Source organism: Marinobacter sp. 3-2 (genome assembly GCF_003751355.1).
Lineage (GTDB): Bacteria > Pseudomonadota > Gammaproteobacteria > Pseudomonadales > Oleiphilaceae > Marinobacter > Marinobacter adhaerens.
Window position 1 is genome coordinate 177,632 of sequence record NZ_RJUQ01000016.1, and the last position, 25,157, is coordinate 202,788.

Here is a 25,157-nt window from a genome sequence, read left to right on the forward strand (position 1 = left end):
CTCTTTAGTGTTCCCCATGCCCGAATCGAGAGTCCGGTTGCAATGAGCGAAAGCGCAAAAACCCGCATTACCAGTGGTTCCAAATTCCGCAACGAGCATGGCTTCTCGGCCATCAAGGATGGCGTCAAGCGGTCATCGAAGCAGGAAGCCACAACAGCGGAAAAGCGAGAGCCGAAGCCCAAATGGCTCCGGGCACGCATGCCCGGGGGCGAGCGCTATGAGGCGGTGCGCAAGAACGTCAGTGAGCACCGGTTGAGCACCGTTTGCCAGGAATCTCATTGCCCCAATATCGGTGAGTGCTGGACCGCCGGCACGGCCACCATCATGGTGATGGGGTCTGTGTGTACCCGGGCCTGCAAATTCTGCGCGGTGGACACCGGCAACCCGAAAGGCTGGCTCGATCATGAAGAGCCGGAGAACACGGCCAAGTCCGTAGAGCTGATGGGCCTTCGTTATATCGTGCTTACCTCGGTAGACCGTGATGACCTGGACGACGGCGGCGCTGCCCACTATGCCGCTTGTGTCTCTGCCATCAAACAGCGCACGCCGGAAGTCGCCGTTGAGGCGCTGACGCCGGATTTTGATGCGGTGATGGCGGACGTTGAGAAGGTGGTGGATTCCGGGCTGGATGTCTTTGCCCAGAACGTGGAAACCGTCAAGCGGCTGACCAGTCGGGTTCGTGATCCGCGTGCCGGGTATGAAAAAACCCTCCGGGTCTTGGAGCACGCCAAGAAGCACCGTCCGGACGTGCTTACCAAGACCAGCCTGATGCTGGGGCTCGGCGAAACCGAAGAGGAAATCCTGGAAACCATGGACGATCTGCGCGCCATCGGTGTGGATATCCTGACTCTGGGCCAGTACCTGCGCCCTACTCCGAACCACTTGCCGGTAGAACGCTACGTCACCCCCGAAGAGTTCAACCGTTACCGGGAAATCGGCCTGGAGAAGGGCTTCATGGAAGTGCCATCCGGCCCCATGGTCCGCTCCAGCTACCGGGCTGACAAAGTCTTCGATAAAAACAATCTGGGTCTTGCCGTGCCCGAGGTTCCCCAAGCCTCCAATGCCATGCAGATTCCGGTGAAGGCCATCGACTGAGAACATACATGCTGACACTGCTGCGAAATGCCCGGCTGAAGTACAAATTCTGGTTGCTGAACATTGTCGTTTTTGCAGTTCTCTGCTTGCTCGTTCTCTATGCCATGAACACGATTGCCGGGCAGACCGGCCGGTCGTTCAACGAGGTCTTCGCTGATACAGCACCCGGCTTCGCGCTGGTTGTGGCAATACTCATGGTGCTAGAGATGGCCGGGTCCCAGCTGCTGATCTCGTTTATCGAACGCCACGTGAACCGCCTGAAAAACACCATGGTCGACGTTCAGGCTTCGGGCAATCTTAGCCAGCGGGCGGTGGTGGATTCCACCGACGAAATCGGCGAGATGGCCAGCGCCTTCAATGCCATGCAGGACCGCACCATGGGCGTGGTCCGAAGCATGAAGGAAGCCATCGAACGGCTGCACCAGGAGGTCGAGGAGCTGACCGCGGCCGCCGAAGCCCGTCGGGATGACCTCGGTCGCCAACAACAGGGCGCCGACCGGTCCGCGGAAGTCATCGAAACCATGCTGCAGAGTTTCACCGGCATCGCCGAACAGGCCGGGATTGCCAAGACTCTCTCCCACGAGGCGAGCGATGCCGCTCGCGACGGCAGCAGCCGTGTCGGACAGAGTGCCGACAGCATCCGCAAGCTTGCCGATGTGGTGCGCAATTCCGCCAGCAGCGTCGAAGCCCTGGCCGAAAACAGCCATGAAATCAGCCACGCCATCACCGAAATCCGGGGCATTGCCGAGCAGACCAATTTGCTGGCCCTGAACGCGGCCATCGAGGCGGCCCGAGCTGGCGAACAGGGCAGAGGGTTTGCCGTCGTGGCTGATGAAGTCCGTAAACTGGCCCAACGGGTCCAGGACTCCACCGATCAGATTCAGGGCACGATCGATCGGCTTCTAAGCGCCATCAACACCGCCGTAAATCAGATGACCGGAAGTTCCGAGGATGCCACCCGCTGCGTCGAGGAATCCGAGGAAGGCCGCCGCGCCCTGGAAGCCATCAACGAGGTGGTCAGCCGGATCGATCATACCAACCAGGAAATCGCCAACGTCTCGGCAGACCAGACCGCCGGCACCGACGATGTGCTGGCTAACGTTCAGGGCATTCGCGAGACCACCCAGAACATGGTGACCCAGCTTGCCGAGAGCGCGGATATGAGCCGCCGCCTGAAAAAGCTGATCGATTCCCTGGAAGAAGCCTCGTCAAAGGTCACGGTTCACTAAGGTTTATGGCACACTCTGCACTCGTTTGAACTGGCAGAGTAGTTGTTCATGAATCGTCTTCGCGCCCTGTATGACCGCCTGATTTTTCCGCATCCCGTTATTATCCTTGCGGCTTTTGGCCTCCTTCTAGCCATCGCCGCTATCAAATTCGGCGAATTCCGCCTCGATGCTTCCGCCGAATCCCTGGTACTGGAAAACGACCGTTCCCTCGAACAATACCGCCAGGTAAACCGCCGCTTCACCACCTCGGACGATTTCCTGATCGTCACCTATACCCCCGAAGGTGAACTGTTCTCCGAAGATGGGCTGGCCAGACTGGGCGCGTTGCGGGATGAACTGCAAGGCCTGGAAGCCGTAGGCTCCACCAACAGCATCCTGAACGTACCCCTGCTCCACAGCCCGGATCTGACGCTGGATACCGTGGACAGCGAGATCAAGACCCTGGACGACCACGATGTAACGCCGGACACAGCCCGCCAGGCGCTTCTGAACAATCCGCTCTACCCCAACCTGCTGATCAGCGAAGACGGGCGAACCACTGCCATACAGGTCAACCTGCCCACGCCGGATCGCTATTTTGAGCTACTGAGAAAGCGCAACGATCTTAGAGACAAGGCCGATGCCGGCAAAGCCTCCGAGGCCGAGTTGGCCGAACTGGAACAGGTAAAACAGGATTTCATCGACTTTACCGAAACCCTTGGGGTCGAGCGCGATGCCACCATCCGCACGGTTCGCTCCATTCTCGACACCTACCGCGACGGCGCAGACATCCACTTGGGTGGGGTGCCCATGATTGTGGCGGACATGATCCGCTTCATCGAGAACGACCTGTCTACCTTCGGGCTCGGCGTCCTGGCTTTTCTGCTGCTCACTTTGGCCATCATTTTCCGTCAGTGGCGCTGGGTTCTGGTGCCGCTGTTGTGCTGCAGCTTTACCGTTTGGCTGATGGTCGGCTTTCTGGGCTGGGCCCAGTGGCCGGTGACGGTCATCTCCTCCAACTTTATTTCCCTGCTGCTGATCATGACCCTGTCGCTCACCATCCACCTGATCGTGCGCTACCGGGAATTCCAGCATGACGAGCCCGAGGCAAGCGCCAGAGACACCCTGCGCAACACCGTAATGGCGATGATCAAGCCCTGCTTCTACATGGCCATCACTACCATTGTCGCCTTCGGCTCGCTCACCTTCAGCGGCATTCGCCCGGTCATCGATTTCGGCTGGATGATGACCCTGGGCCTGACCGTGGCTTTTCTCATCACCTTTATTGTTTTCCCGGCCCTGCTCACCCTGCTGCCACCACCACTGGACAGCCGGGTCAGCTCTGACAGGGTTCCCTTCACCGATGCCTTTGCGCGGTTCACGGAACACTTCGGCAAGACAGTGTTGGTCGGCTCCGGCCTGATTGCGGCGCTCTGCGTGGTCGGCCTGAACAAGCTGACGGTGGAAAACAGCTTTATCGACTATTTCAAATCGTCCACCGAAATCCATCAGGGCATGATCACCATCGACAACCGCCTGGGCGGTACCACGCCCCTGGACGTGGTTATCACCGACGATCCGCCACCGGAAGGCGCGAGCGGCGGCGACCCGTTTGCCAGTGACTGCGACCCGTTCGTGGAGGACTGCGGTGCCGGAGAGGAATACCGGGATACCTGGTACACCTACCAGAAAATGGAACAACTGGAGGCGGTTCACGACTACCTGGACGGACTACCGGAGACCGGCAAGGTGCTCTCAATCAACACCACGCTGGATATCCTCGCCCAAATCAACCAGGGCGAGCCTCTGGACGCCCTGGAACTGGCGTTTGTACCCGCTGCGGTTCCGGATGACCTGCAGGATACCCTGCTGACACCCTACATCTCGGAGGAGCACGACCAGGCCCGATTCAGCATCCGGATCCTGGAAACCATGCCGGAACTGCGTCGACAGGAGCTCTTGAACCGCATCCATGAACATCTGACAACGGAACTGGGGTACTCGAAAGATCAGGTACTCTTTGCCGGCATGACGGTGATGTACAACAACATGCTGCAAAGCCTGTTCGATTCCCAGATCAAGACCATCGGCGTAGTCTTCGCCGCCATCATGTTGATGTTCCTGATCCTGTTCCGCTCACTGAAACTGGCCCTGATCGGCATCGCCCCGAACCTCATCGCCGCCGGCTCAGTACTCGGCCTGATGGGCTGGCTGGGCATTCCCCTGGATATGATGACCATCACCGTGGCGGCCATCACCGTCGGCATCGCCGTGGACGACACCATCCACTACATCCACCGCTTCAAAACCGAGTTCCAGAAAGACGGCGACTATATCGCCACCATGCACCGCTGCCACCGAAGCATCGGCCAGGCCATGTTTTTCACCTCGCTGACCATCATCTCCGGGTTCTCGATACTGGTGCTGTCCAACTTCATCCCGACCATCTACTTCGGGTTGTTTACGGGGTTCGCCATGTTCATGGCTCTGGTGGGGGCGCTTACGCTGCTTCCTCGGCTCATTGTTCTCGTCAAACCCTTTGGCTCTGACGGGGCTTCTGGCTTGGGCTCCTAGCCTTCCGGTTTCAGAGAAGGAACAGGGGTGTTGCCCCCTCCCAAAAAACGCTACGAGCACATCCATGTGCGCTTGGCTGTGGCCATCCTTGGCCACAGACATTTTTGGGAGGGGGCAACACCCCTGTTCTTCAAACAGTTCAGTAATCGCAAACCGTCAAAAGGCACGCTGAGATTCGAATCCAAGGTGACTTCCAATAGCTCCGATTTCTGAAGCTTGGCGGGTGTGGGCCTTTGCCAGAATGTCGGCGGCCAAGGATGGCCGACGCCAAGCGCACATGGATGTGCTCGTAGCGGTTCTGGCAAAGACCCACACCCGCCGAGCCCCACCAAAACTCGCAGGCTAGGGGCACAAAAAAGGGCCACATCCAAGGATGCGGCCCTTCTCTAACAAAGTCAGAGGGAAAGCAGAATCACTGCATGCCCTGACCTTGCCCCTGCTGCATCTGTTGTTGCATCTGACGACGCTGCTGCATTTGCTGTTGCATCTGCTGCATACGCTTGTCCAACTCGTCGCGCTGCTCCTGGGTAAACACGCTATCTACCTTCGCCTGCATCAGAGTGGACAGAGCCGCGATCTCGCCGGTCACATCGCCCAGCTCTTTGGCCTGCTCGCGAATAGCGGCTTCATCAAAGTCTGATTTGATCTCACCCTGCATCTGCTGCTGCAGCGCACGGGCTTCCTGACGGAGTTCTCCGATCTCGCCCTGCATCTCGTCGATGATGGCACGGATTTCAGTTTGCTGATCTTCGGTCAGCCCCACCATCTGTGCCAGTTGATCTACCTGATCCGGCTGGCCACCGGATTGCTGGGCCATGGCCGGGACCGACAGGCTGAGGGCTACCAGGGCAGTACCAAACAGTTTTACGAGCTTCATAAATGTCTCCGTTAACAGGGTGGCCACAATCTGAATACCACCGACATACATTGGTTTCATCGTTCAGGGACTACACCCTAAAACATACGGATACGGTTTTTCACCCCGATCAGCCCTCTTTTTGTACATACTTCTCAGTATCCCGCGCCAAAAGCCGCCACACACGGGGATTCAAACAAATGTGAAAGTTTGGTCATTCCCCTTCATAATGGCGCCGTTTAACCACATCCGGAGCAGACAAGATGGCCATTAACTGGTTTCCAGGGCATATGCACAAGGCCCGCAAGGAGATCAAAAAAGTCATGCCGCAGATGGATCTCATCATCGAAGTGGTTGACGCGCGTATTCCTTTCAGTAGCGAAAACCCGCTCGTGCCGGCCCTTCGTGGTGATACGCCACTGATCAAGGTATTGAACAAGCGCGACCTGGCGGATCCAGAAATTACCGAGCAGTGGTTAGCCTGGCTCGAGAAAGAACGTGGGGTACGCGCCATCACGCTTACCCACAACCAGCGCAATGAGGCACTGTCCATCCTCAAGCTGGCGGAAGAGATGACGCCCGGTCACGATCGCCAGAAGAGCGCATTGCGAGTGATGATCCTGGGCATTCCGAACGTCGGCAAGTCCACCCTGATCAACACACTGGCGGGACGACCTGCGGCCAAAACCGGGAACGAACCGGCCGTGACCAGGGCCCAGCAGGCCATCAAGCTGCCTAATAACATTCTGCTCTACGACACCCCCGGCTTTCTCTGGCCTAAGCTGTCCCCCGAAGCCTGCGGTTACCGTCTGGCGGTTACCGGGGCGATTCGAAGCGCGGTTCTGGACTTTGAGGATGTGGCCATGTTCGAGGCCGAGTACCTGCTGGAAGCCTACCCGGACTTGGTCAGGACCCGCTACGGCTTCGCGGAACTACCGAAAGATGCCCTGGCGCTGATGGACGGCATGGCCGAGAAGCGAAGATTCTTCGGCCGCGGTGGCATCCCGGATCTGCACAAGGTGTCGGAGGTGTTGCTCAACGAATTCCGGGCCGGAACTCTGGGACGCATCTCGCTGGAAACCCCTGAGATGGTCGAGCGCGAAGCCCGGGAAGCCGAGGCAGCCGCGGCTGAGAAAGCCGCTCGCGAGGAGGCCAGCGGATCAAAGAAGGGGGCCAGAAAGGGTCGAAGCGGCAAGCGCTAAACACTCTATGGCGCCATATCCGGCCTTCTCCCCTTACCAAGGTCAAATATCGTATCCGGGCCAAAGCGCCTAGACTGTTAAATAACGTTATTGATCGCAAGGTCGGCCATTTCGGCCGGTCGGTAAGGAGGAACTTATGAGACGCGTCGTCGTCACCGGCATGGGCATTGTGTCCTGCCTCGGAAACTCACTGGACGAGGTCACCCAGAGCCTGAAGAATGGAAAATCAGGCATCCGCTTCAACGAAACCTATAAGGAAATGGGCTTCCGGAGCCAGATTGCAGGCTCGGTGGATGTGGACACATCCGTTATCGACCGCAAAATCCGCCGGTTCATGGGCCCATCCGCCATGTACAGTTTTCTGTCCATGGAGCAGGCCATCGCCCAGGCGGGGCTGACCGAAGACCTGATCTCCAACGACCGCACCGGCCTGATCGCCGGCTCCGGCGGCGCTTCCTGCTCGAGCCAAGTAGAAGCCACCGACATCATGCGCGAGAAAGGCGTGAAGCGCATCGGGCCCTATATGGTTCCCCGCATCATGACCAGCACAGTGTCTGCCTGCCTGGCCACCGCCTACAAGATCCGTGGCGTGAACTACTCCATGTCTTCGGCCTGTGCCACCAGCGCCCACTGCATCGGCCACGCCATGGAGCAGATCCAGGCTGGCAAGCAGGACATCGTGTTCGCCGGCGGCGGTGAGGAAGAGGACTGGAGCCTGACCATGATGTTCGATGCCATGGGAGCGCTGTCCACCAAATACAACGACGCCCCTGAAACGGCTTCCCGCCCCTTCGATGCCGGCCGTGACGGTTTCGTGATTGCCGGCGGTGGCGGCATGATGGTGCTGGAAGAACTGGAACACGCGAAGAAACGCGGCGCCAACATCATTGCCGAGCTGACCGGCTACGGCGCCACCTCGGACGGCTATGACATGGTCGCGCCTTCCGGCGAAGGTGCCCAGCGCTGTATGAAGCAGGCGATGGCTACCATCCGGGGCAAGATTGACTACATCAATGCCCACGGCACCAGCACACCGGTTGGCGACGTTGCCGAGATGGGCGCGGTGCGGGCCACCTTCGGTTCCGACATCCCGGCCATTTCCTCAACCAAATCACTCTCTGGTCATTCGCTCGGCGCTGCCGGTGTTCAGGAGGCCATCTACTCGCTGCTGATGCTGCAGAACGGGTTCATTGCCGGCACCAAGAACCTGAACAATCCGGACGAGAAAATCAGCGATATTCCTATTGTAGGCCCTGAAGGTCGGGAAGCCTCGCTGAACACCGTGATGTCCAACAGTTTCGGATTCGGCGGAACCAACGCGTCCCTGGTATTCGAGAAGCTCTGAAACCGCGATGCATAAGGGCCTGCGGGCCCTTATTTTTAAAAAATATATTCTAAGATCATCCAGCTTGATTATTGGCAAAGACGGCCATCCGTATTAAGGTACATAGTTGACATGGATCAAATCGGACGGATTATCACGTATGGCTCAAGCAATTCCGTTTCGTCAGGCATCTCCCCTCAAGGCGTCCTGCCACCAGTGCAGTCTGAGCAACCTGTGCCTGCCCCTGGCAATTGAAGAGAATGACCTCGACCGGTTGGAAGACATTGTCCAGCAGGGGCGGATCTTCAACCGTGGTGAACACATCTTCGACCAGAGCACGCCCTACCGCTCCTGTTTTGCGGTAAAAAGCGGCTCCATAAAGACGTCGATCATTACCGAGAATGGCGAGGAACAGGTGACGGGCTTTTTCATGCCCGGAGAGCTGGTAGGCCTGGACAGTATTGGAAGTGAACATTATGCGTGCACCGCCAAGGCTCTGGAACGGACCAGCGTGTGTGAGTTCCCGATGGAGAAACTGGAGGAGCTGACCGGCAAACTGCCCGAGTTGCAGCACCACATGTATCACCTGATGAGCCAGGAGATCCAGAACAGCCATCAACTGGCCATGCTGCTGAGCAAGAACACCGCTGAAGAGCGCATTGCTGCACTGCTCTTGTCGCTGTCCAGCCGATTCCAGCGCCGCCGTATGTCGCCGACCAACTTCAGTCTGCCCATGGCACGGAACGACATCGCAAACTTCCTGGGCCTCGCCGTTGAAACGGTAAGCCGGGTATTCACGCGCTTTCAGAATCAGGGCATCATCAAGGCCCGGGGCCGGGAAGTCGAACTTCTGGATATCGAAGCCCTGCAAATGGTCAGCCGGGAATTCTCCCGCCAGTGCAATAACTGAGAAACTGCGTTTTGCCCGCCGTTGCCACTAGCCGGCGGGCTCACTCTCCACTTCCCTGCCGTTATTCTTTTTCAGCATCGTCAGCTCATCCACCAGGCCGGAGCGCCAGGGCATCTGCTTGATGCCGAAGGTATTGCGGATCTTGGTGCAGATCAGCGTGGTATTGACCGGCTCAAGATGGCCCCACTCGGGAACCTCGTCCACCACCCGGATCCCTTCGGGAATGCCGGGCAGCCCGGCAATCGCAAGGCCCAGCTCGTACAGATTGATTTCCTCGGCACCGGCGTACTGATAGGTGCCCCAGACCTCGGCCCCGCAATCAAGTTGCAGAACCACCGCCTCGATTACCCGGGCCAGATCACGGACCGACACGGGTTGCCCCCGGCATCGTCCGGGCAGTGACAGTATTTCACCGGCAGCCGTACTGGCCTGCACTTTCCGGATGAACCGTGCCAGGCTCCAGCCGGTCCGCAGGATAATATGCCGAGGCAACAGGGTCCGCAGGGCCTGCTCGCACTCCCATTGCCAGTTACCCAGCTCATTCACCGGCTGCCCCGGATTGGAAGTGATGTAACCGCTTTGCTTCCGGCCATCGAACACGTAGCAGGAGGACAGCTGGAGCAGCGCCATACCACGATCACGTGCAAACTCGGCCATGGCCACGGGTAGCGAGAATGCCGCCATATGGACCCCCTCAGGATCATTCTCGGCGACCTCCGGATCGGCCATCCAGAGTGCATTTACGATCAGGTCGGTATCTTCGGGAATCCAGTTCTCCAGTGCATCAAGATCGGCGTTGGAGGGATCGCTGACAAGCAAAGGGCTGACGTGCAGGTGCGTTGCCCGCAAGCGCTCCAGCAAAACCTTCCCCAAAGGGCCGTAATCGTGAACAACAAGTACATGCACGAGGATTCAATGCCTCCCGATATCACTGATGTGACGTTATTTCGGAACCGGTCTGGCCAATGGCTTCTGGATTCCGGCGCCTAAACTAATGCAGTCTGAATTTAATGCTTTGCTATTTCTTTCAAGAGCATACAACAACAGGAACTGTCATGCTGAAACAACAGAGCCACATTGTGGCGCCGATCCCTGATGAGTTGCGAACCCGGGCCCTGTATACCGTCGGCGAACTGCGCGAACGCGGCAAGGCCGACAAGGAAGCCATCGACAAACTCTTCAACCTGATCGTGGACATGACCGAAGAAGGTCTGGACTTCTTTTTCCTGGAGCCGCTTCGCCGCCTGCATGCCAGCAGCATGATGATGGGCATGGCCAAAATGGGCATCAGCAGCATGCTCAAGGGCAGCAAGATGGTCGTGCACAAGGTGCTCAAAAAGCTGGACGACCGCAGCCTCGCTGCCATTCTCGACTTTATCGAGGAAATCATTCACGAACCGGAACCGGGCTGAAAAAGCGCTCCAAAACGCTACCGGTATTGCCGCGGTACCCGCCCGGTGATGCCGGTCATCAACTCGTAGGAGATGGTGCCGGCACAGGCGGCTACCTCATCGACCCCCACGGTGCGACCCCAGAGTTCAACGCTGTCACCCTCCTTCGCATCGGGTGCATCGGTGAGGTCCACCGCCAGCATGTCCATGGATACCCGGCCAATCAGCCTGATCCGCTGGCCGTTGATCGCCGCAGGCGTATTGGTGCCGGCATGCCTGGGGTAGCCATCACCGTAACCGATCGCGACCATGCCCATCCGGGTGTCCCGATCGGCAACCCAGCTGGCCCCATAGCCAACAGACTCGCCCGCCGGCACCAAGCGGGTGCTGATCAAGGGGGCCTCAAGCGACATTACCGGCTCCAGGCCAAGCTCGGGACCGGTCGTGCCCACCATTGGTGAGCCGCCATACAACATGATTCCGGGGCGGCTCCAGTCAAACATCGGCTGGCCCGGTCGAAAATGGGCGGCCGAATTGGCAACGCTCTTCATTAAATCCGGGAACGAAGACGTGGCCTTTTCGAACACCGCAGTCTGCTGCGCCGTCATTGCGCTGTCGGGATCGTCGGCGCACGCAAAATGCGTGACGAACCCCAGGAGTTCTGTATCAGCGCTCATGGCCTGTAACCGGCTCATCACCCCGGCCAGTTCGTCCGGATGAAAGCCGAGACGATTCATACCGCTGTTCACTTTCAGCCAGAAAGCGGGCCATGTATCCAGACGCTCCAGCCACGCCAGTTGCTGGAAACTATGGAACACCGGCTCAAAGCCACTCAGGGCGCATTCAGCGATATCCGCTTCAGCATGGACGCCCTGAAGCAGGACGACCGGCTGTATCAGACCTGTTTCCCGAATAGCACGCGCTTCTTCCAGGCAAGCCACTGCGTATTTCGGCGCCAGGCTATCCAGCGCCGAAGCCACCGGCCCGATACCGTGGCCATAGCCATCGGCTTTCACCACGGCCATCACCCTGGCCCCGCCTGCCCGCCGCTGGGCAGTCTGGAAGTTCCGGCGCAAGGCGTCCAGATCAATCCGGGCAATCGTACTGCGGGGCATCAATACTCCCCGCCGTAGTCGCTGTAATCGCCGTGGGCCAGATCTTCGAATTTCGTGTACTTGCCGATAAACGCAAGTCGGATAGTGCCGATGGGGCCGTTCCGCTGCTTACCAATAATGATCTCGGCAATGCCCTTGTCCGGGGTGTCCTCGTTGTAGACTTCATCCCGATACACAAACATGATGACGTCGGCGTCCTGCTCGATGGCGCCGGATTCCCGCAAATCCGAGTTCACCGGGCGCTTGTTCGGCCGCTGCTCAAGACTCCGGTTAAGCTGGGACAGGGCCACCACCGGGCAACTCAACTCTTTGGCGATACCCTTCAGTGACCGGGAAATTTCCGAGATCTCAGCGGTCCGACCCTCGGTGTTGCCGGGCACCCGCATAAGCTGCAGGTAGTCGACCATGATCAGGCCAATCTTGCCGTCGTTTTCCCGGGCAATACGGCGCGCCCGGGAACGCATCTCGGTGGGGCTCAGGCCCGGCGTATCGTCGATATAAAGCGGCTTGTCTTTCAGAAGGCTCACCGCCGACGTCAGCCGGGGCCAGTCGTCTTCTTCCAGCTTGCCGCCGCGAACCTTGGTCTGGTCAATGCGACCGAGTGACGAGAGCATACGCATGGCAAGGGCATCCGCCGGCATCTCCATACTGAACACCAGAACCGGCGTGCCGGTGCTGATCAGGGCATTCTCGACAATATTCATCGCAAAGGTCGTCTTACCCATGGAGGGGCGACCCGCCACGATGATCAGGTCCGAGGGCTGCATGCCCGAGGTCTGCTCATCCAGATCCTTGAAACCGGTGGTCAGGCCGGTGGTCTGCTCACCCGACTCAAACAGTTCCTCAATCCGGCTCAGGGTCTTGGCCAGAATGGGGTTGATGGCCTGCGGCCCGGAACCCTCCTTGACCCGCGCTTCGGCAATCTGGAAAACGCTGCGCTCAGCCTCATCCAGAATCTCATTGCTGTTTCGCCCGAGCGGATTAAAGGCCGAATCGGAAATCTTGCCGGACACCTCCACCAGCTGGCGCAGAATGGAGCGTTCCCGGACGATATCGGCGTAAGCACGGATGTTGGCTGCACCCGGGGTTTTCTCGGCCAGCTCGGCCAGATAGGACAAACCACCGGCATCTTCGATATCACCGGCCCGCTCCAGGAATTCGGCGAGGGTGACCACATCCAGAGGCTCACTCTCACTGGCAAGGCGCTCCACAGCGCCAAAGATCAGCCGGTGGTCCTGTCGGTAAAAATCGGCGGCCGAAATCACCTCGGAGATCTCGTCAAACCGGCGATTGTCCAGCATCAGGCCGCCCAGGACTGCCTGCTCTGCTTCGACAGAATGAGGGGGAACCTTGATCCGGCTGGTTTCGAGATCGGTACTCGCGGGCTTCAGATTGGGCTTGGCCATGAACACATCTTCAGTTGCACATCATAACCACGACAGTTTAAGCGACCTGCCGAAGCAATGGGAGGGGGTTACAGGGACTTAACAGCATACCAGAAAGCAACAGGCCCGAAAGCCGCAAGATGCGGTTCGGGCCTGTCAGGTTGGCCGGCACCCGCCTCCAAAGAGGCAGTGAGGCCACCAGCGTATTACCAGAGCCGGGGCAACCCCAGCACCGTTTCCAGAGAAAACGGCTTACTCGGCAACAACCGCCAGCTTGACGCTTACTTCAACGTCGGAGTGCAGCTGAAGCTCGATCTCGTACTCGCCAGTCACCCGGATCGGGCCTTCCGGCAGACGAACTTCGCTCTTCTCTACTTCGGTACCACCGGCAGTGATCGCGTCAGCGATGTCGCGCACACCGATAGAACCGAACAGCTTGCCTTCTTCACCGGCCTTGGAGCTGATGGTGAAAGCGGCACCCTCGAGGGCCTCGGCGCGGGCCTGGGCAGCAGACAGCTTCTCAGCAGCTGCTTTCTCAAGCTCGGCACGACGCTCTTCGAACGCCTTCAGGTTTGCTTCAGTGGCAGGTACAGCCTTGCCATAAGGAAGCAGGAAATTACGACCGTAACCGGCCTTAACCTTTACCTTGTCACCCAGGGAGCCAAGGTTTGCAACTTTCTCGAGCAGAATAACTTCCATCTCGTTAACCTCTTCGTGCTTTATTCAGCCGGCCCGGCAGGGCTTATACGCCTCCGGATATCCAGCCAGCTATCCACAAAAGCCAGAACCACTAACAGAATCATCAGGCTTGGGCCCAAAAGGATCAGCGCTACATAAAACATCGCCAACCAGTTCCCACTGAGCTTTTTCAAACCAACAACGCCGTGCACCAGTGCCAGGCTGGCCAGGAACAACGGTGTTCCCGCAGCCCAGGCAAGCAACATGGAATTCAGCCCGAGGATCGGACCAACCACCATGGTCACTGCACACAACACCGCAATCGGCGCCGACAGCCGCAGGCTATGGAATTCCTTGCGGAACCCACCGGGGTTATAAAGCCCCGCCTGCCAGGACCGCGCCAGCATGGTCATGCCCACACCCGTTGCCAGGTAGGTGCCGGCCATACTCGCGTTCATCGTGTCGCGGATAACCCTGTCGAGGTCATCGCCGAGACTCTGCGCGATTTCGGCATTGTACTGTTGGTAAAAGCTCACCCCGGCCTGGACCAGATCATCCAGCAAGCCCGGGTAGACCACAGGCAACATCAGGCCTGTGACGATTGCGAGAAAACTTCCCGCAAGCAGGGCTTTTTCCCAGGACTGCGTGGTTCTGATCAGCGACGCCATGAGCATCACCTGGAGCAATAGAGCCAGAGCGGTCGGGTCCTGCCCGAAAATGCTCCAGCCAAGCGCCGGAAGTAATGCCCAGAGCCCGATATTGACCCCCTGGCTGATGCCAAGCCTGAGAATAACCAGGCCGACAACGGCTGCGCCAATCCAGAACAACAAGGGCACTGCAGTCGTGACTGCTGCTACCCCGCCGGCCTGGAAGGGACCGCGCATTACATACTGTGCAAGTGCACGCATGGTCCCAAGTCCTGTGTTTCTGTTACTTAGTTATCGTGGCTGTCCGAGTACGGCAGCAGTGCCAGGTAGCGGGCACGCTTGATAGCGGTAGCCAGCTGACGCTGATAACGTGCTTTGGTGCCGGTGATGCGGCTGGGCACGATTTTGCCGGTTTCAGTGATGTAGCCTTTCAGGGTGTCCAGATCTTTGTAATCGATCTCCTTAACACCCTCTGCCGTGAAGCGGCAGAACTTACGACGTCTGAAAAAACGAGCCATAACTTAACTCCTCAACTCCGGTTAATTACTCTTCTTCGTCCTGGGTTTCAGCACGCTGACGTGGCTCGTCAGATTCGGCTGAACGACGCGGGCGATCATCGCCGCCACGACGGTCTTCACGGGACTCGGAAGCTTTCATCGGGGACAGGTCTGTATCCGCACCATCACGGCGCAGGATCATGTCGCGGATGATTGCATCGTTGAAACGGAAGTTGTGAGTCAGCTCGTCCATCGCGGCCTGTGAACATTCAACGTTCATCAGTACGTAGTGAGCCTTGTGAATCTTGTTGATCGGGTATGCCAGGTGACGACGGCCCCAATCTTCCAGGCGATGTACCTTGCCGCCATCTTCAGTGATGACGCCGGTATAACGCTCGATCATCGCGGGCACCTGCTCGCTCTGATCCGGATGTACCATAAAAACGATTTCGTAGTGACGCATGAGTTCTCCCTACGGTTTAAACAGCTTCCTTTTTACCGGTACGGCGTTGAACCCGCGACCGACAAACATGAAAGCAAGGAGTTGACAGCTGCTGCTGCCGGTTTCTTTTTGCTTTATCAATAAGGCTTTACAAGAAAGGCTTGATCAAAAGCTTGGCCCGGTATTGCCTGCAATCAGGCAATACAAAACCACCCCTTAAAAAAGGGGTCACGTATTCTAGGCGGGGAAGGCCCTGTGTGCAAGGGTTAACCAAGCCGCTGGCGCAGTGCTTCGTATAGGCAAACACCCGTAGCCACAGAGACGTTGAGGCTGTCTACGTGGCCGAGCATGGGGATATTGATCAGCTGATCGCAGTGCTCGCGGGTGAGCCGGCGCATACCCTTGCCTTCGGCGCCCATCACCAGCGCTACCGGCCCTTTGAAATCGGCTTGGTAAAGGGTGGCGTCCGCCTCACCGGCGGTGCCAATCAGCCAGACACCCTGATCCTGCAAACTGCGCAGAAAGCGGGCAAGGTTGGTGACTCGCACAAAGGGCACCGTTTCGGCAGCCCCACAGGCGACCTTTCGGGCAACCGGCGTCAGTGACGCAGACTTGTCCTTGGGCACGATAACCGCCTGAACACCAACCGCATCGGCGGTGCGCATGCAGGCACCAAGATTGTGAGGATCGGTTACGCCATCAAGTACTAGGAGGAACGGCGGTTTGTCACTGGCGGCCAACTGGGCCAGCAGATCATCTTCGGTCCATTCCCGGCTTTCACTGACAGCCGCCACAACACCCTGATGGACACCGGACACCCGCTCATCAAGCTCCTTCCGGTGCACGACCCTCCATTTCACCCCAAGGCCGTCCAGGGTATCGGTAATGCTCTTGACCCGCTTATCCTGCCGGCCGGTCTGGATCCAGACCTGCTGAAGACGCTCAGGCTCGCGCTTGAGGACAGCCTCAACCGCGTGCCAGCCAAACACAAACTCTCCGGACACTGGTTCTGATTCCTGTTACTTGCCTGATTTTCGCGGCTTGGCTTTCTTGTCGTCTTTGCCAGCGCCACTGCCCTTCTTGCCTTTTTTCAGGGCAAGTTTCGCAGCCTTTGCAACCAGCTCATCTCTGGCAGATGGCGTTTCATTATCATCGAAGGCCTCAGGCCCCTTTTTCTTCGATGACGCCGACGCCGGGCGTTTCCTCGGGCGCTTCAGGCCAGGCTCGCCGGGTGACGCACTCTTCTGGCCAGGCTTGGTTCTGCCGGGCGGCTTGCCACCTTTGCCGGGGCCGCGCTTGCCCTTTCCTCGCTCGCCTTTATCTGGAACCTTGAGCGCGTCGCGATCTGCCTGTCGATGCACGGGCTCGCTGATCAGCTCCAGGTCGATCTTGCGATCTTCCATCCCAACCCGAACGACCTTCACACGAACCTCATCACCAAGCCGGAAGCTCATTGCCGTGCGCTCACCGATGAGGCGATGCTTGGCTGAATCGTGATGGAAGAAGTCACCGCTGAGCGTCGACACGTGCACCAGCCCCTCTATGTAGACGCCAGAAAGCTCCACAAAGAAACCGAAGGGCACAACGGACGCAATGACACCGTCGTACTCCTCACCGACATGATCACTGAGGTACTCGCACTTCAGCCAGGCCATGACGTCACGGGTGGCATCATCGGCACGGCGCTCTGCCATCGAGGTGTGCTCACCCAACTGCTCCATCCGGGCCATATCGTAAGGATATTCGGCAAGCTCGGGATCCGGCTTCGGTGGCGGAACCACATCCTTGGAAGGCTGCCCGCCGTGAATAACCGACTTGATGGCCCGATGATTAATGAGGTCCGGATAACGCCGGATCGGCGACGTAAAGTGGGCGTAACCCGCGTAGCCAAGGCCAAAATGGCCACCCTCTTCCGGACTGTAGACGGCCTGGCTGAGCGAACGCAGCATAACCGTCTGTATCACATTGGCATCCGAGCGGTCCTTGATACTGCTCAGCAGCTCCTGATAGTCCGCAGACGTGGGGCTATCGCCACCACCCAATTGCAGACCCAGCTCACCCAGGAACAGCCGCACAGCATTAAGTCGCTCTTCTGACGGGCCATCATGGACCCGGTAGAGTGCCGGCAGTTTGTGTTTTTTCAGGAATCGCGCTGTGGCAACGTTCGCACACAGCATGCATTCCTCGATGATCTTGTGGGCGTCGTTGCGCTGCACCGGAACGATCTCTTCTATCTTCCGGTCGGCGTCAAACACAATCTTGGTTTCGGTGGTTTCGAAGTCAATTGCACCACGCTCGGTTCGGGCCTTGCGCAACAACTGGTAGAGGCCATAAAGATTGTGCAACTGCGGGAGCACGTTGGCGTATTGCTCACAAAGCTTGTAGCCCTGTTCGGTGTCCGGGTGCTCCAGCATGGTGCTTACCTTGTTATAGGTAAGCCGGGCATGACTGAACATGACCGCTTGATAGAAACTGTAGCTGCTGATATTGCCCGCGGCGCTGATGGTCATATCGGCCACCATGCAGAGGCGGTCGACCCCCGGGTTCAACGAACACAGGCCGTTGGACAGCTTTTCCGGCAGCATTGGCACAACGTGATCCGGGAAATAAACCGACGTACTGCGATTTACCGCCTCTTCGTCCAGTGGTGTACCAGGCCGGACGTAGTGGGAAACATCGGCAATCGCGACCAGCAGACGATAGCCACCACGGGGCCTTGGCTCGCAATACACGGCATCGTCAAAATCACGTGCCGTCTCGTCGTCGATCGTTACCAGCCTGAGATTGCGGATATCCTTCCGGTTGACCTTGTCTTTTTCAGTGACTTCTTCCGGAATTGCGGCTGTTTGCTCACCCACGGCGGGTGGCCAGCTATGGGGAATGTCGTAGGAACGAATGGCAACGTCAATCTCCATTCCCGGCGCCATATGCTCTCCCAGTACCTCAACAACCTTGCCCAATGGCTGGGTGCGCACGGTAGGCTGACGAACAATATCCACCACCACGTACTGGCCATGACGGGCGTTGCCGCAATTTTCTTGGGGAATGAGCACCTCATGGTTGATCCGCGCATTTTCCGGAACCACGAAGCTGATACCGCTCTCCTGGAAAAAACGCCCTACTGTCTGGCTGGTCCGGTATTCAAGAACCTCGACAATCACACCCTCACGTCGACCGCGGTCATCCACCCGATCTACCCGGGCAGCCACGCGGTCACCGTGAAACACCTGACGCATCTGGCGGGCTGTAAGAAACAGGTCGGAGCCGCCATCGTCCGGCACCAGAAACCCGAAGCCATCCTTGTGTCCGATCACGCGACCGGTAACCAGATCCGCTTCTTCAATGGGCAGGTAGGCGCCACGGCGATTGCAGATCAGCTGTCCATCCCGGCACATGGCGATCAAACGCCGCCGAAGGGCTTCAATACCCTCTTCCGAAGACTGACCAAGCTCGGAACACAATGTTTCATGTGTTGCGGGAGCCCCGCGATCCTTGAGATGCGAGAGGATAAATTCCCGGCTTTGAATAGGATTATCGTATTTTTGGGCCTCACGGCTGGCGTGAGGATCCCGGTCGTTTTTCTTCCTGGAAACCATTCGGATCCTTGTCCTGAGGCTGCACCAACGCGGCACAGTATAGATTCGTTTGCAACGAGTATAACGTTGGGATGGAGGTCCTGCCTATCAACCTGCCCGGAATAGGCATAAATACCTGCCATTCTTTTTGCGAAAAAATGTTTGACAGCCCAGGCCGGAATTATTAAAGTACGCGCCATCGGTTGAGGCACACACCTCAGCGTTGGCAGAAACGTTTAGTTTTCAACAAGCTAAGGTTCTGCAAATCACCTGCCGAGGTGGTGAAATTGGTAGACACGCTAGCTTCAGGTGCTAGTGGGGGCAACCCCGTGGAGGTTCAAGTCCTCTCCTCGGCACCATTTCCTCCCTCAGGAAGTGGTAAATTGGCCAACCGGCCACATGTTGACTCCCTTTGAAGCACAGCCAACTCCTGTAACTCCCGTGCACGCGCTCCCTGCAGCCAGAAAAGAATCCGGTTCAATAGTACCTATTCCAGCAGTTCAACCAGATACTCAGACAAACGCTGGTAGCTATACTCCACCCGCGCATACGCGGAGCTGGGAATGCCCTCGAACTCGCGGCCACAGTCACCGCCCGCACTATATCGCGTCATGTAGGCATCACGAATAAGATTCGGTTGTTCAGCAACGAAGCCCGGCCCGCCTGCTGTCGGGTAATTCATCACCCACTCGAAACTGCCATCCCCGGTTACCCTGTCTAGCCCAAGACGATCGGGATCAAGGAATCCGTATCGCAGCAGTCGAAGATCCGGTTGCTCCGGGCCGGAAAACTCCCTGCGGTCGAATTCCAGGACGGTATCGGTAAAACCCCCGGGCTGAGGGTCGTAGCCCGAAAACTGGTAAGGCTGAACGCCAGTGACAACCTGATTCGCGTCCACGGCATCCTCTTGCGGGGTACAGTTACTGATGCCGACCGCAAACGTCACGGCCTCCACCTCACTGCCCTGCTCTGAAAGCCGATAACCCGGAAATACAGAAGACGAATTCACCATGTCCGGAACCAGCGTGCGTGTCTTGCCGGCGCCATACTCTGCAACCAGCTCGGCCAGCTCACCACTGTCCTTTGTCCAGCTGTAGGTTACCTCGGGGTTACCGCCGAGCTCAGTCGAGCCTGCTGAAATCCCGCGATACTGATGGCAGGTGGTACTGGTTTCGAAATAGGCACGGCGGTTGTCCCAGTCGAAAATCAGACGCTCATCCGTTCCGTCTTCATCGAAATTCAAGCGGCTCTGCTCCGACAGTGCGGCAGAGGGTAGCCACTGGGTGTGCAGGTTCGCCATATAACCATTTACACCAATCAGGCGCGCCAACTCCGGCATGGACGGTGACAGACAGCCATTCGCCGAGACGGATAGCAGACGCCCGCTCTCACTGTAATCGAAGGCCAGCTCGGCGGAGATCTGCAGGCCTGAACGATTGGCAGGCAGGGTGTCCTGGTTGGAAGGCTCGGCGTATACCTTCTGGCCGGTGAGCAGCACGGGATCGCTCAATTCCACATCCACTTCGGGCAGGGCCAGGGCGTCGGCATCGACATTGGCAAAGTCACCCTGAGCAGCAGTATCGACCACCGCAATAACGTCCGCGGCATTCTGAATCAGAGAGACGCCCAGCAGAAACGCCGCTTCCCTGCTCAGGAATCGCTCCGTGCCGTCACTGTTCTCTGCTGCCAGCAGGTCGTTGTAGGCCTCGGGGATCTGACTGGCCATGAATCTTGCCAATGCCCTGGCGTAGGCGTGTGAGCGGTCGTCCTGGGCGAGAATGTAATCCCGCACCAGATTCAGGTCCGCCAGGCTGGCAGCAACGCCAGATGGCGTTTCCAGGAACGAACCCAGCCCGACAACGCCCCGGTAACGGGCCAGTGTTGTCAGTGGCGTGATATTGCGAACACCGGGAGGCGCCGACATCAGATAGGCGCTGGCCACCGGCACCTCGCCGTTGCGTGTTTCCTCGAGGGTTTTACCCGGCAGGGCGACTGCATGTAACGGATAGTCCCTGGGATCCAGGTCCCGGCCCACGGAAGGGGGTAGAACCAACTCCGAGATGTCGATTGTGAAACGGCCACCGGTACCGCTCATTGCCGTGGGCTCACCCGAGGCAAGGGTGACTTCTGCCCCGTTATCCAGTTCGATGACCAGGGGCCCCGGCGTAAACTGGCTGTCGCCATCCATATCCAGCCAGACCCGGGCGTTATTCAGGTATCCGTCGATAACCTTGCCGGTATAGGGCGCCGGCTCACTGTACTCCACACCATCAAAATCCCGCCCGTCCACGGGCAGTTCATCGGATTCCTCGCCGCAACCGGCCAGAGCGAGGGAGAGAACAGACACAGAGAAACCTATCAGGCGTTTCATCGCGGCAACCGTTTATCCTTGTTAGAGGTTGTGCCGCTACTTTAGGGGATGTGGTGATCGGAGACCTTGATAGGTTTGGCAATTTGTAAAGTTTGGTAACCAGACGGGACACTCTTCACGACGAACAGCTGTAATGGGAAAACCCGCCGAGATCGAACAGCTCGAAAGGCTTCAGACGGTTGTAGCGATGCTCAACCCCATCCGATTGCTCGTCATAGGGTTGATTCAATACTTTTTGCAGTTCCCTCAGTGGCAGATAATCACCGTCGGCAGCTTGCTGATAAGCCGGAACCACGAACCACTCGCGCATGGTGTATTTCGGGTTCACGAGTTTCATGTCCCGGGAGAGCTCCTCGCGGAGCCGGGAACCGTTGCCCGCTCCGTCGATTCCAATCTGGCATTTCCACTTGGCAAGCCATTCGGACCACCGCTTGAGCAGCCCTTCCGAATCAGCTCCTCCCGCTTCATCCAGTGACCTGTAAAAGCTCTGCTTTAGTGGCTCAATATCGTCGGGTACCGAGGACAGCTCACGAAAGAAAATGGTGTAATCCACCGGGGTGCGGGTCATCAGCATCATCAGCTCCCGGAAGAGTTCGGCGTCAAAACCTTTCAGCCCCAGTTTCGCTGACCACATCCGTTCCATTTCCGCCTGCATCACCTCCGAAAAACCCTTCTGAATCTCATCGAGCTGAGCCAGTTCCTCTTCATGGCCATTGAGCAGTGGACGGAGGGCCGAGCAGAAACTCTTGAAGTTCTGCTCAGCGGCCGCCGGTTGATTAAGGAAAGCAAAGTGTTGTCCGCCACCGGTCCACGGTTGATAAAACGGCTCAAACACTTCGCAGAAGCCGAAAGGCCCGTAGTCCAGTGTGAAGCCGCCAGCGGCGCAGTTGTCGCTGTTGAAATTGCCCTGGCAATAGCCAACTCGGATCCAGTTTGCGACCAGCGAGGCAAGGCGGCCCCGGAACGCCTGTGCAAGCATGACGACTTTCGTGGGAGTTGCGACCGTCTGGTCAATGACCCCGCTGTACTCCCGATCAATCAGGTGCAGCACCAGCTGTTCGAGCTCTTCGATCGCTCGAGGGTGCTCCTGTTTTCTGGCCCTGCGACCAAAGAGTTCAAGCTGACCAACCCGGATGAAGGAAGGCGCAACGCGGGTGGAAATGGCAACCGGCTCCGAAACGAGCTGGTCGGGATCCCGGGAATGGGAGCCCTCGGAGTACCAGGGACGTCGCACCCGCTCCGTTTTCGAGACATAGAGGCTCAGTGATCGCGAGGTTGGCACACCCAGGGCGTGCATGTGCTCTTGCGCCAGGAATTCACGAACGCTGGAACGCAGAACGGCGCGGCCATCGCCACCGCGACAATACGGAGTCTGCCCGCCACCCTTAAGCTGCATCTCCCAGCGCTGACCATTCAGAACAGCTTCCAGCACCGAAATAGCACGGCCGTCGCCATAGCCGTTGCCGGTCTGGAACGGGCACTGCTGGGTGTATTCGGTGCCGTAGATGGAAAGCGCGTAGCCAGAGGCCCAGCCCAGTTTTCGCATCGGCTCCGGTACAAGCGAGAGGTCGCCGGAGAACATCCGGATAAAGTCGTCGGACTGGGCCAGGCTGTCGGCGAAGCCCAGTTCGCGGAACAAATCCTCACTGTGGGCAACGTATTCAGGGGTTTCGATGGCCGTGGGCCTGACCGGCACATAATGCCCCGAAAAGACCTGCCTTGGCCGATGGTCAACACCATCAGACGTGGCGTCAGGATCAGGGGTAAGATGATCCATCAGGGAATAATCGGCCATCGGTGCAAGTTCCTCGAGGTTGGTCACCTCGAAACCGGTTTCTCGCGACAACGGCTGTTTCATCTGTGCCTCTCCTGATCAAAGGAAACGGGCAGTGCCAGCACTGCCCTCACTTGCCCTTATGACCAGCTCCCGTAGCGAGGGTTCAGAATGAACGGGCAACGATTTCCTTCATGATTTCATTGGTGCCGGCGTAGATCCGCTGCACCCTTGAGTCCGCCCAGGCCCGTGCGATCGGGTATTCCCACATGTAGCCGTAGCCGCCGTGAAGTTGAACACACTCATCCATCACTTTGCACTGCAGGTCTGTGGTGAGCTGCTTCAGCATCGCCGCGGTGGGGATGTCGAGCTTCTTGTCCAGATGCAGCTCCAGGCACCGATCGGTGAACACCCGGGCAGCGGTAATTTCCGCCTTCATTTCCGCCATTTTGAAGCGGGTATTCTGAAACGCAATCACCGGCTTGCCGAAGGCGTTGCGCTCCTTGACGTAATCCAGGGTCCACTGCCAGGCGGCTTCGGCTGCGGCAACAGCACCGAGGGCCACCTGAAGGCGCTCGGCTGCCAGCTCCTGCATCAGCTGGAAAAAGCCCTGGCCTTCGCCCGGGCCGATCAGATTCTTCTCAGGTACTTTCACATCCTGGAAGAACAGCTCGGAGGTGTCCTGGGCCTTCATGCCCACCTTGTTCAGGTTCTGGCCTTTCTCGAAACCTTCCCACGCGGTTTCCACCATGAACAGGCTGATGCCTTTGGCGCCTTCCTTGGGATCGGTCTTGGCAACAACAATAACCACGTCAGCAAGCTGGCCGTTAGTGATGAAGGTCTTGGAACCGTTCAGCACGTAATGATCGCCGTTTTTCACCGCCGTCGTTTTCACGCCCTGCAGGTCCGAGCCGGCACCCGGCTCCGTCATGGCAATGGCGCCAATCATTTCGCCGCTGGCCAGTTTGGGCAGATAATGATTTTTCAGCTCGTCGGAGCCGTAGTTGAGAACGTAAGGTGCAACAATGTCAGAGTGCAGGCCCCAGCCTATGCCCGTCAAGCCGGCCCTGGCTACCTCTTCGATCAACACCGCGCTATACCGGAAATCCGCGCCAACACCGCCAAACTCTTCCGGCAGGCATGGGCAAAGGAAACCCAGCTCACCAGCTTTCTGCCAGAGCTCGCGGCTAACCTGGCCGTCCTTCTCCCACTGATCATGGTAAGGCGTTGCCTCCTGCTCCAGGAACTTGCGGACAGAATCGCGAAAGCCTTCAAGGTCGGCGTCGAAGAGAGTGCGTGGAATCATGGTGAACCTCGGTGAATAACCTGTGTTGTGATTGTCGTTCACCAAGTCTCTGCCCGGAGCCCGGTTTGCTCAATGATGAAAAGCATCAATCGGGCTGGCCAAAACCATCGCTTGGAGCAGCCTCAGCCCTTGCGCTTGTCCTCAGCCCGGGCTTCGCCCCATCGGGGCATCAGGTCCTGCGGCAGGTTCAGATGATCAAGGATCCGGGCAACAATAAAATCCACCAGATCCTCAAGCGACTGGGGCTTGTGGTAGAAGCCGGGACTCGCCGGCATGATGACAGCACCCATCCGGGTCAGTTTCAGCATATTCTCCAGATGCACCTCGGAGAAAGGTGCCTCCCTGGGGACCAGAATGAGCGTACGACGCTCTTTCAGCGCAACATCTCCGGCCCGCTCAATCAGGTTGTTACTGGCACCGGTCGCCAGGGCCGAGAGCGTTCCGGTACTACAGGGGCAGACCACCAGTGGCGCTTTCTCCCCGGATCCGGAAGCCGGCGGTGCAAACCAGTCTTCCCGACCAAACACCAGAACCTGCCCCGGTTCAGCGCCCGAGTAGGCAGACAATGTTTCCTGCATCGCCGGCGGCGTTCCCGGCAGTTTCAGATCGGTTTCCGTGGCGATCACCACCTGCGCAGCCCGGCTGACCATCACATTCACCCGGCAGCCTGCTGAGACCAGGCACTGCAACAGGCGCAGGCCATACTGGGCACCGGACGCGCCAGTGAAGGCCAGGTTAACGGTCGTTGGCCGGTTATGGTCGTTGGTCATGAATATCGCCACTTGTCAGTCAGGGGGAGTCGCCGGT

The 25,157-nt window shown here is 58.2% G+C and carries 21 protein-coding genes and 1 tRNA gene; 8 read left to right on the top strand and 14 right to left on the bottom strand.

The genetic code is table 11. The annotated features are described in order from the left end of the window. Window positions 1-42 precede the first annotated feature (42 nt). The 3 genes from lipA to EDB94_RS16300 are packed head-to-tail and all read left to right on the top strand — an operon-like array spanning window position 43 to window position 4,877. Window positions 43-1,095, top strand: coding sequence for a lipoyl synthase (gene lipA / locus EDB94_RS16290; RefSeq protein WP_014576159.1), 1,053 nt, complete (start codon window positions 43-45; stop codon window positions 1,093-1,095). 8 nt (window positions 1,096-1,103) lie between these two features. Further along, window positions 1,104-2,324 (top strand): methyl-accepting chemotaxis protein, encoded by a 1,221-nt coding sequence (locus tag EDB94_RS20980; protein WP_108018773.1) that lies wholly within the window; start codon window positions 1,104-1,106, stop codon window positions 2,322-2,324. A 48-nt stretch (window positions 2,325-2,372) separates the two neighbouring features. Then, complete coding sequence (locus EDB94_RS16300; protein WP_108018772.1) at window positions 2,373-4,877, top strand: RND family transporter; 2,505 nt, start codon at window positions 2,373-2,375, stop codon at window positions 4,875-4,877. A 412-nt stretch (window positions 4,878-5,289) separates the two neighbouring features. On the opposite strand, the gene EDB94_RS16310 is transcribed toward EDB94_RS16300, so the two are convergent. Next, on the bottom strand, window positions 5,290-5,754 hold the full coding sequence (locus EDB94_RS16310; protein WP_227499692.1) for a Spy/CpxP family protein refolding chaperone: 465 nt from the start codon (window positions 5,752-5,754) through the stop codon (window positions 5,290-5,292). A 242-nt stretch (window positions 5,755-5,996) separates the two neighbouring features. On the opposite strand from EDB94_RS16310, the gene ylqF reads away from it, so the two are divergent. The 3 genes from ylqF (at window position 5,997) to fnr (ending at window position 9,169) form a co-directional block, all read left to right on the top strand. Next, window positions 5,997-6,935 carry a ribosome biogenesis GTPase YlqF gene (gene ylqF, locus EDB94_RS16315; RefSeq protein WP_108018770.1) on the top strand — a complete coding sequence of 313 codons (939 nt, stop codon included), beginning with the start codon at window positions 5,997-5,999 and terminating at the stop codon, window positions 6,933-6,935. 136 nt (window positions 6,936-7,071) lie between these two features. Further along, complete coding sequence (fabB, locus tag EDB94_RS16320) at window positions 7,072-8,280, top strand: beta-ketoacyl-ACP synthase I (RefSeq protein ID WP_041644978.1); 1,209 nt, start codon at window positions 7,072-7,074, stop codon at window positions 8,278-8,280. Window positions 8,281-8,419: 139 nt separating this feature from the next. Continuing rightward, window positions 8,420-9,169 (top strand): fumarate/nitrate reduction transcriptional regulator Fnr, encoded by a 750-nt coding sequence (gene fnr / locus EDB94_RS16325; protein ID WP_014576153.1) that lies wholly within the window; start codon window positions 8,420-8,422, stop codon window positions 9,167-9,169. A 27-nt stretch (window positions 9,170-9,196) separates the two neighbouring features. On the opposite strand, the gene EDB94_RS16330 is transcribed toward fnr, so the two are convergent. Next, complete coding sequence (locus EDB94_RS16330) at window positions 9,197-10,075, bottom strand: sugar nucleotide-binding protein (RefSeq protein WP_008176370.1); 879 nt, start codon at window positions 10,073-10,075, stop codon at window positions 9,197-9,199. A gap of 149 nt (window positions 10,076-10,224) precedes the next feature. Here EDB94_RS16330 and EDB94_RS16335 point away from each other — a divergent pair, with 149 nt between their 5' ends. Further along, complete coding sequence (locus tag EDB94_RS16335) at window positions 10,225-10,581, top strand: hypothetical protein (protein WP_053114594.1); 357 nt, start codon at window positions 10,225-10,227, stop codon at window positions 10,579-10,581. A gap of 17 nt (window positions 10,582-10,598) precedes the next feature. On the opposite strand, the gene alr is transcribed toward EDB94_RS16335, so the two are convergent. The 8 genes from alr to rnr all read right to left on the bottom strand — a co-directional run bounded on the left by alr (window position 10,599) and on the right by rnr (window position 18,920). Beyond that, window positions 10,599-11,675, bottom strand: coding sequence for an alanine racemase (alr, locus tag EDB94_RS16340; protein WP_108018769.1), 1,077 nt, complete (start codon window positions 11,673-11,675; stop codon window positions 10,599-10,601). After that, a complete protein-coding gene (gene dnaB, locus EDB94_RS16345; protein WP_041644976.1) occupies window positions 11,675-13,081 on the bottom strand; it encodes a replicative DNA helicase in 1,407 nt (468 codons plus the stop codon). Before dnaB ends, alr begins: the two co-directional genes overlap by 1 nt. A gap of 231 nt (window positions 13,082-13,312) precedes the next feature. After that, entirely contained in the window at window positions 13,313-13,759 is a 447-nt protein-coding gene (rplI, locus tag EDB94_RS16350; protein ID WP_008176379.1) for a 50S ribosomal protein L9, read from the bottom strand. Between the two features lie 20 nt (window positions 13,760-13,779). Continuing rightward, window positions 13,780-14,646 carry a hypothetical protein gene (locus EDB94_RS16355; protein ID WP_108018768.1) on the bottom strand — a complete coding sequence of 289 codons (867 nt, stop codon included), beginning with the start codon at window positions 14,644-14,646 and terminating at the stop codon, window positions 13,780-13,782. A gap of 26 nt (window positions 14,647-14,672) precedes the next feature. Next, a complete protein-coding gene (gene rpsR, locus EDB94_RS16360; protein WP_007154918.1) occupies window positions 14,673-14,903 on the bottom strand; it encodes a 30S ribosomal protein S18 in 231 nt (76 codons plus the stop codon). Between the two features lie 25 nt (window positions 14,904-14,928). Continuing rightward, window positions 14,929-15,345 (bottom strand): 30S ribosomal protein S6, encoded by a 417-nt coding sequence (gene rpsF / locus EDB94_RS16365; protein WP_008176389.1) that lies wholly within the window; start codon window positions 15,343-15,345, stop codon window positions 14,929-14,931. A gap of 245 nt (window positions 15,346-15,590) precedes the next feature. Beyond that, window positions 15,591-16,328, bottom strand: a complete 738-nt coding sequence (gene rlmB / locus EDB94_RS16370) for a 23S rRNA (guanosine(2251)-2'-O)-methyltransferase RlmB (protein ID WP_108018767.1) — start codon at window positions 16,326-16,328, stop codon at window positions 15,591-15,593. Window positions 16,329-16,343: 15 nt separating this feature from the next. Beyond that, window positions 16,344-18,920, bottom strand: a complete 2,577-nt coding sequence (gene rnr, locus EDB94_RS16375) for a ribonuclease R (RefSeq protein ID WP_108018766.1) — start codon at window positions 18,918-18,920, stop codon at window positions 16,344-16,346. Window positions 18,921-19,171: 251 nt separating this feature from the next. On the opposite strand from rnr, the gene EDB94_RS16380 reads away from it, so the two are divergent. After that, window positions 19,172-19,258, top strand: a tRNA-Leu gene (locus tag EDB94_RS16380). Between the two features lie 128 nt (window positions 19,259-19,386). On the opposite strand, the gene EDB94_RS16385 is transcribed toward EDB94_RS16380, so the two are convergent. The 4 genes from EDB94_RS16385 to EDB94_RS16400 all read right to left on the bottom strand — a co-directional run bounded on the left by EDB94_RS16385 (window position 19,387) and on the right by EDB94_RS16400 (window position 25,120). Further along, the gene (locus tag EDB94_RS16385) at window positions 19,387-21,270 is read right to left on the bottom strand and encodes a hypothetical protein (protein WP_108018765.1); all 1,884 of its coding nucleotides are present in this window, start codon (window positions 21,268-21,270) and stop codon (window positions 19,387-19,389) included. A gap of 115 nt (window positions 21,271-21,385) precedes the next feature. Next, window positions 21,386-23,128, bottom strand: coding sequence for a YdiU family protein (locus EDB94_RS16390; RefSeq protein ID WP_108018764.1), 1,743 nt, complete (start codon window positions 23,126-23,128; stop codon window positions 21,386-21,388). Window positions 23,129-23,210: 82 nt separating this feature from the next. Next, on the bottom strand, window positions 23,211-24,350 hold the full coding sequence (locus tag EDB94_RS16395) for an acyl-CoA dehydrogenase family protein (RefSeq protein WP_008176400.1): 1,140 nt from the start codon (window positions 24,348-24,350) through the stop codon (window positions 23,211-23,213). A 122-nt stretch (window positions 24,351-24,472) separates the two neighbouring features. After that, entirely contained in the window at window positions 24,473-25,120 is a 648-nt protein-coding gene (locus tag EDB94_RS16400; RefSeq protein WP_014576138.1) for a flavin prenyltransferase UbiX, read from the bottom strand. Window positions 25,121-25,157: the final 37 nt, after the last annotated feature.

Coding starts and splice junctions, on each gene's coding strand:
- lipA (WP_014576159.1), top strand. CDS start 43: ATGAGCGAAAGCGCAAAAACCCGCATTACCAGTGGTTCCAAATTCCGC.
- EDB94_RS20980 (WP_108018773.1), top strand. CDS start 1,104: ATGCTGACACTGCTGCGAAATGCCCGGCTGAAGTACAAATTCTGGTTG.
- EDB94_RS16300 (WP_108018772.1), top strand. CDS start 2,373: ATGAATCGTCTTCGCGCCCTGTATGACCGCCTGATTTTTCCGCATCCC.
- EDB94_RS16310 (WP_227499692.1), bottom strand. CDS start 5,754: ATGAAGCTCGTAAAACTGTTTGGTACTGCCCTGGTAGCCCTCAGCCTG.
- ylqF (WP_108018770.1), top strand. CDS start 5,997: ATGGCCATTAACTGGTTTCCAGGGCATATGCACAAGGCCCGCAAGGAG.
- fabB (WP_041644978.1), top strand. CDS start 7,072: ATGAGACGCGTCGTCGTCACCGGCATGGGCATTGTGTCCTGCCTCGGA.
- fnr (WP_014576153.1), top strand. CDS start 8,420: ATGGCTCAAGCAATTCCGTTTCGTCAGGCATCTCCCCTCAAGGCGTCC.
- EDB94_RS16335 (WP_053114594.1), top strand. CDS start 10,225: ATGCTGAAACAACAGAGCCACATTGTGGCGCCGATCCCTGATGAGTTG.
- alr (WP_108018769.1), bottom strand. CDS start 11,675: ATGCCCCGCAGTACGATTGCCCGGATTGATCTGGACGCCTTGCGCCGG.
- dnaB (WP_041644976.1), bottom strand. CDS start 13,081: ATGGCCAAGCCCAATCTGAAGCCCGCGAGTACCGATCTCGAAACCAGC.
- rplI (WP_008176379.1), bottom strand. CDS start 13,759: ATGGAAGTTATTCTGCTCGAGAAAGTTGCAAACCTTGGCTCCCTGGGT.
- EDB94_RS16355 (WP_108018768.1), bottom strand. CDS start 14,646: ATGCGTGCACTTGCACAGTATGTAATGCGCGGTCCCTTCCAGGCCGGC.
- rpsR (WP_007154918.1), bottom strand. CDS start 14,903: ATGGCTCGTTTTTTCAGACGTCGTAAGTTCTGCCGCTTCACGGCAGAG.
- rpsF (WP_008176389.1), bottom strand. CDS start 15,345: ATGCGTCACTACGAAATCGTTTTTATGGTACATCCGGATCAGAGCGAG.
- rnr (WP_108018766.1), bottom strand. CDS start 18,920: ATGGTTTCCAGGAAGAAAAACGACCGGGATCCTCACGCCAGCCGTGAG.
- EDB94_RS16385 (WP_108018765.1), bottom strand. CDS start 21,270: ATGAAACGCCTGATAGGTTTCTCTGTGTCTGTTCTCTCCCTCGCTCTG.
- EDB94_RS16390 (WP_108018764.1), bottom strand. CDS start 23,128: ATGAAACAGCCGTTGTCGCGAGAAACCGGTTTCGAGGTGACCAACCTC.
- EDB94_RS16395 (WP_008176400.1), bottom strand. CDS start 24,350: ATGATTCCACGCACTCTCTTCGACGCCGACCTTGAAGGCTTTCGCGAT.
- EDB94_RS16400 (WP_014576138.1), bottom strand. CDS start 25,120: ATGACCAACGACCATAACCGGCCAACGACCGTTAACCTGGCCTTCACT.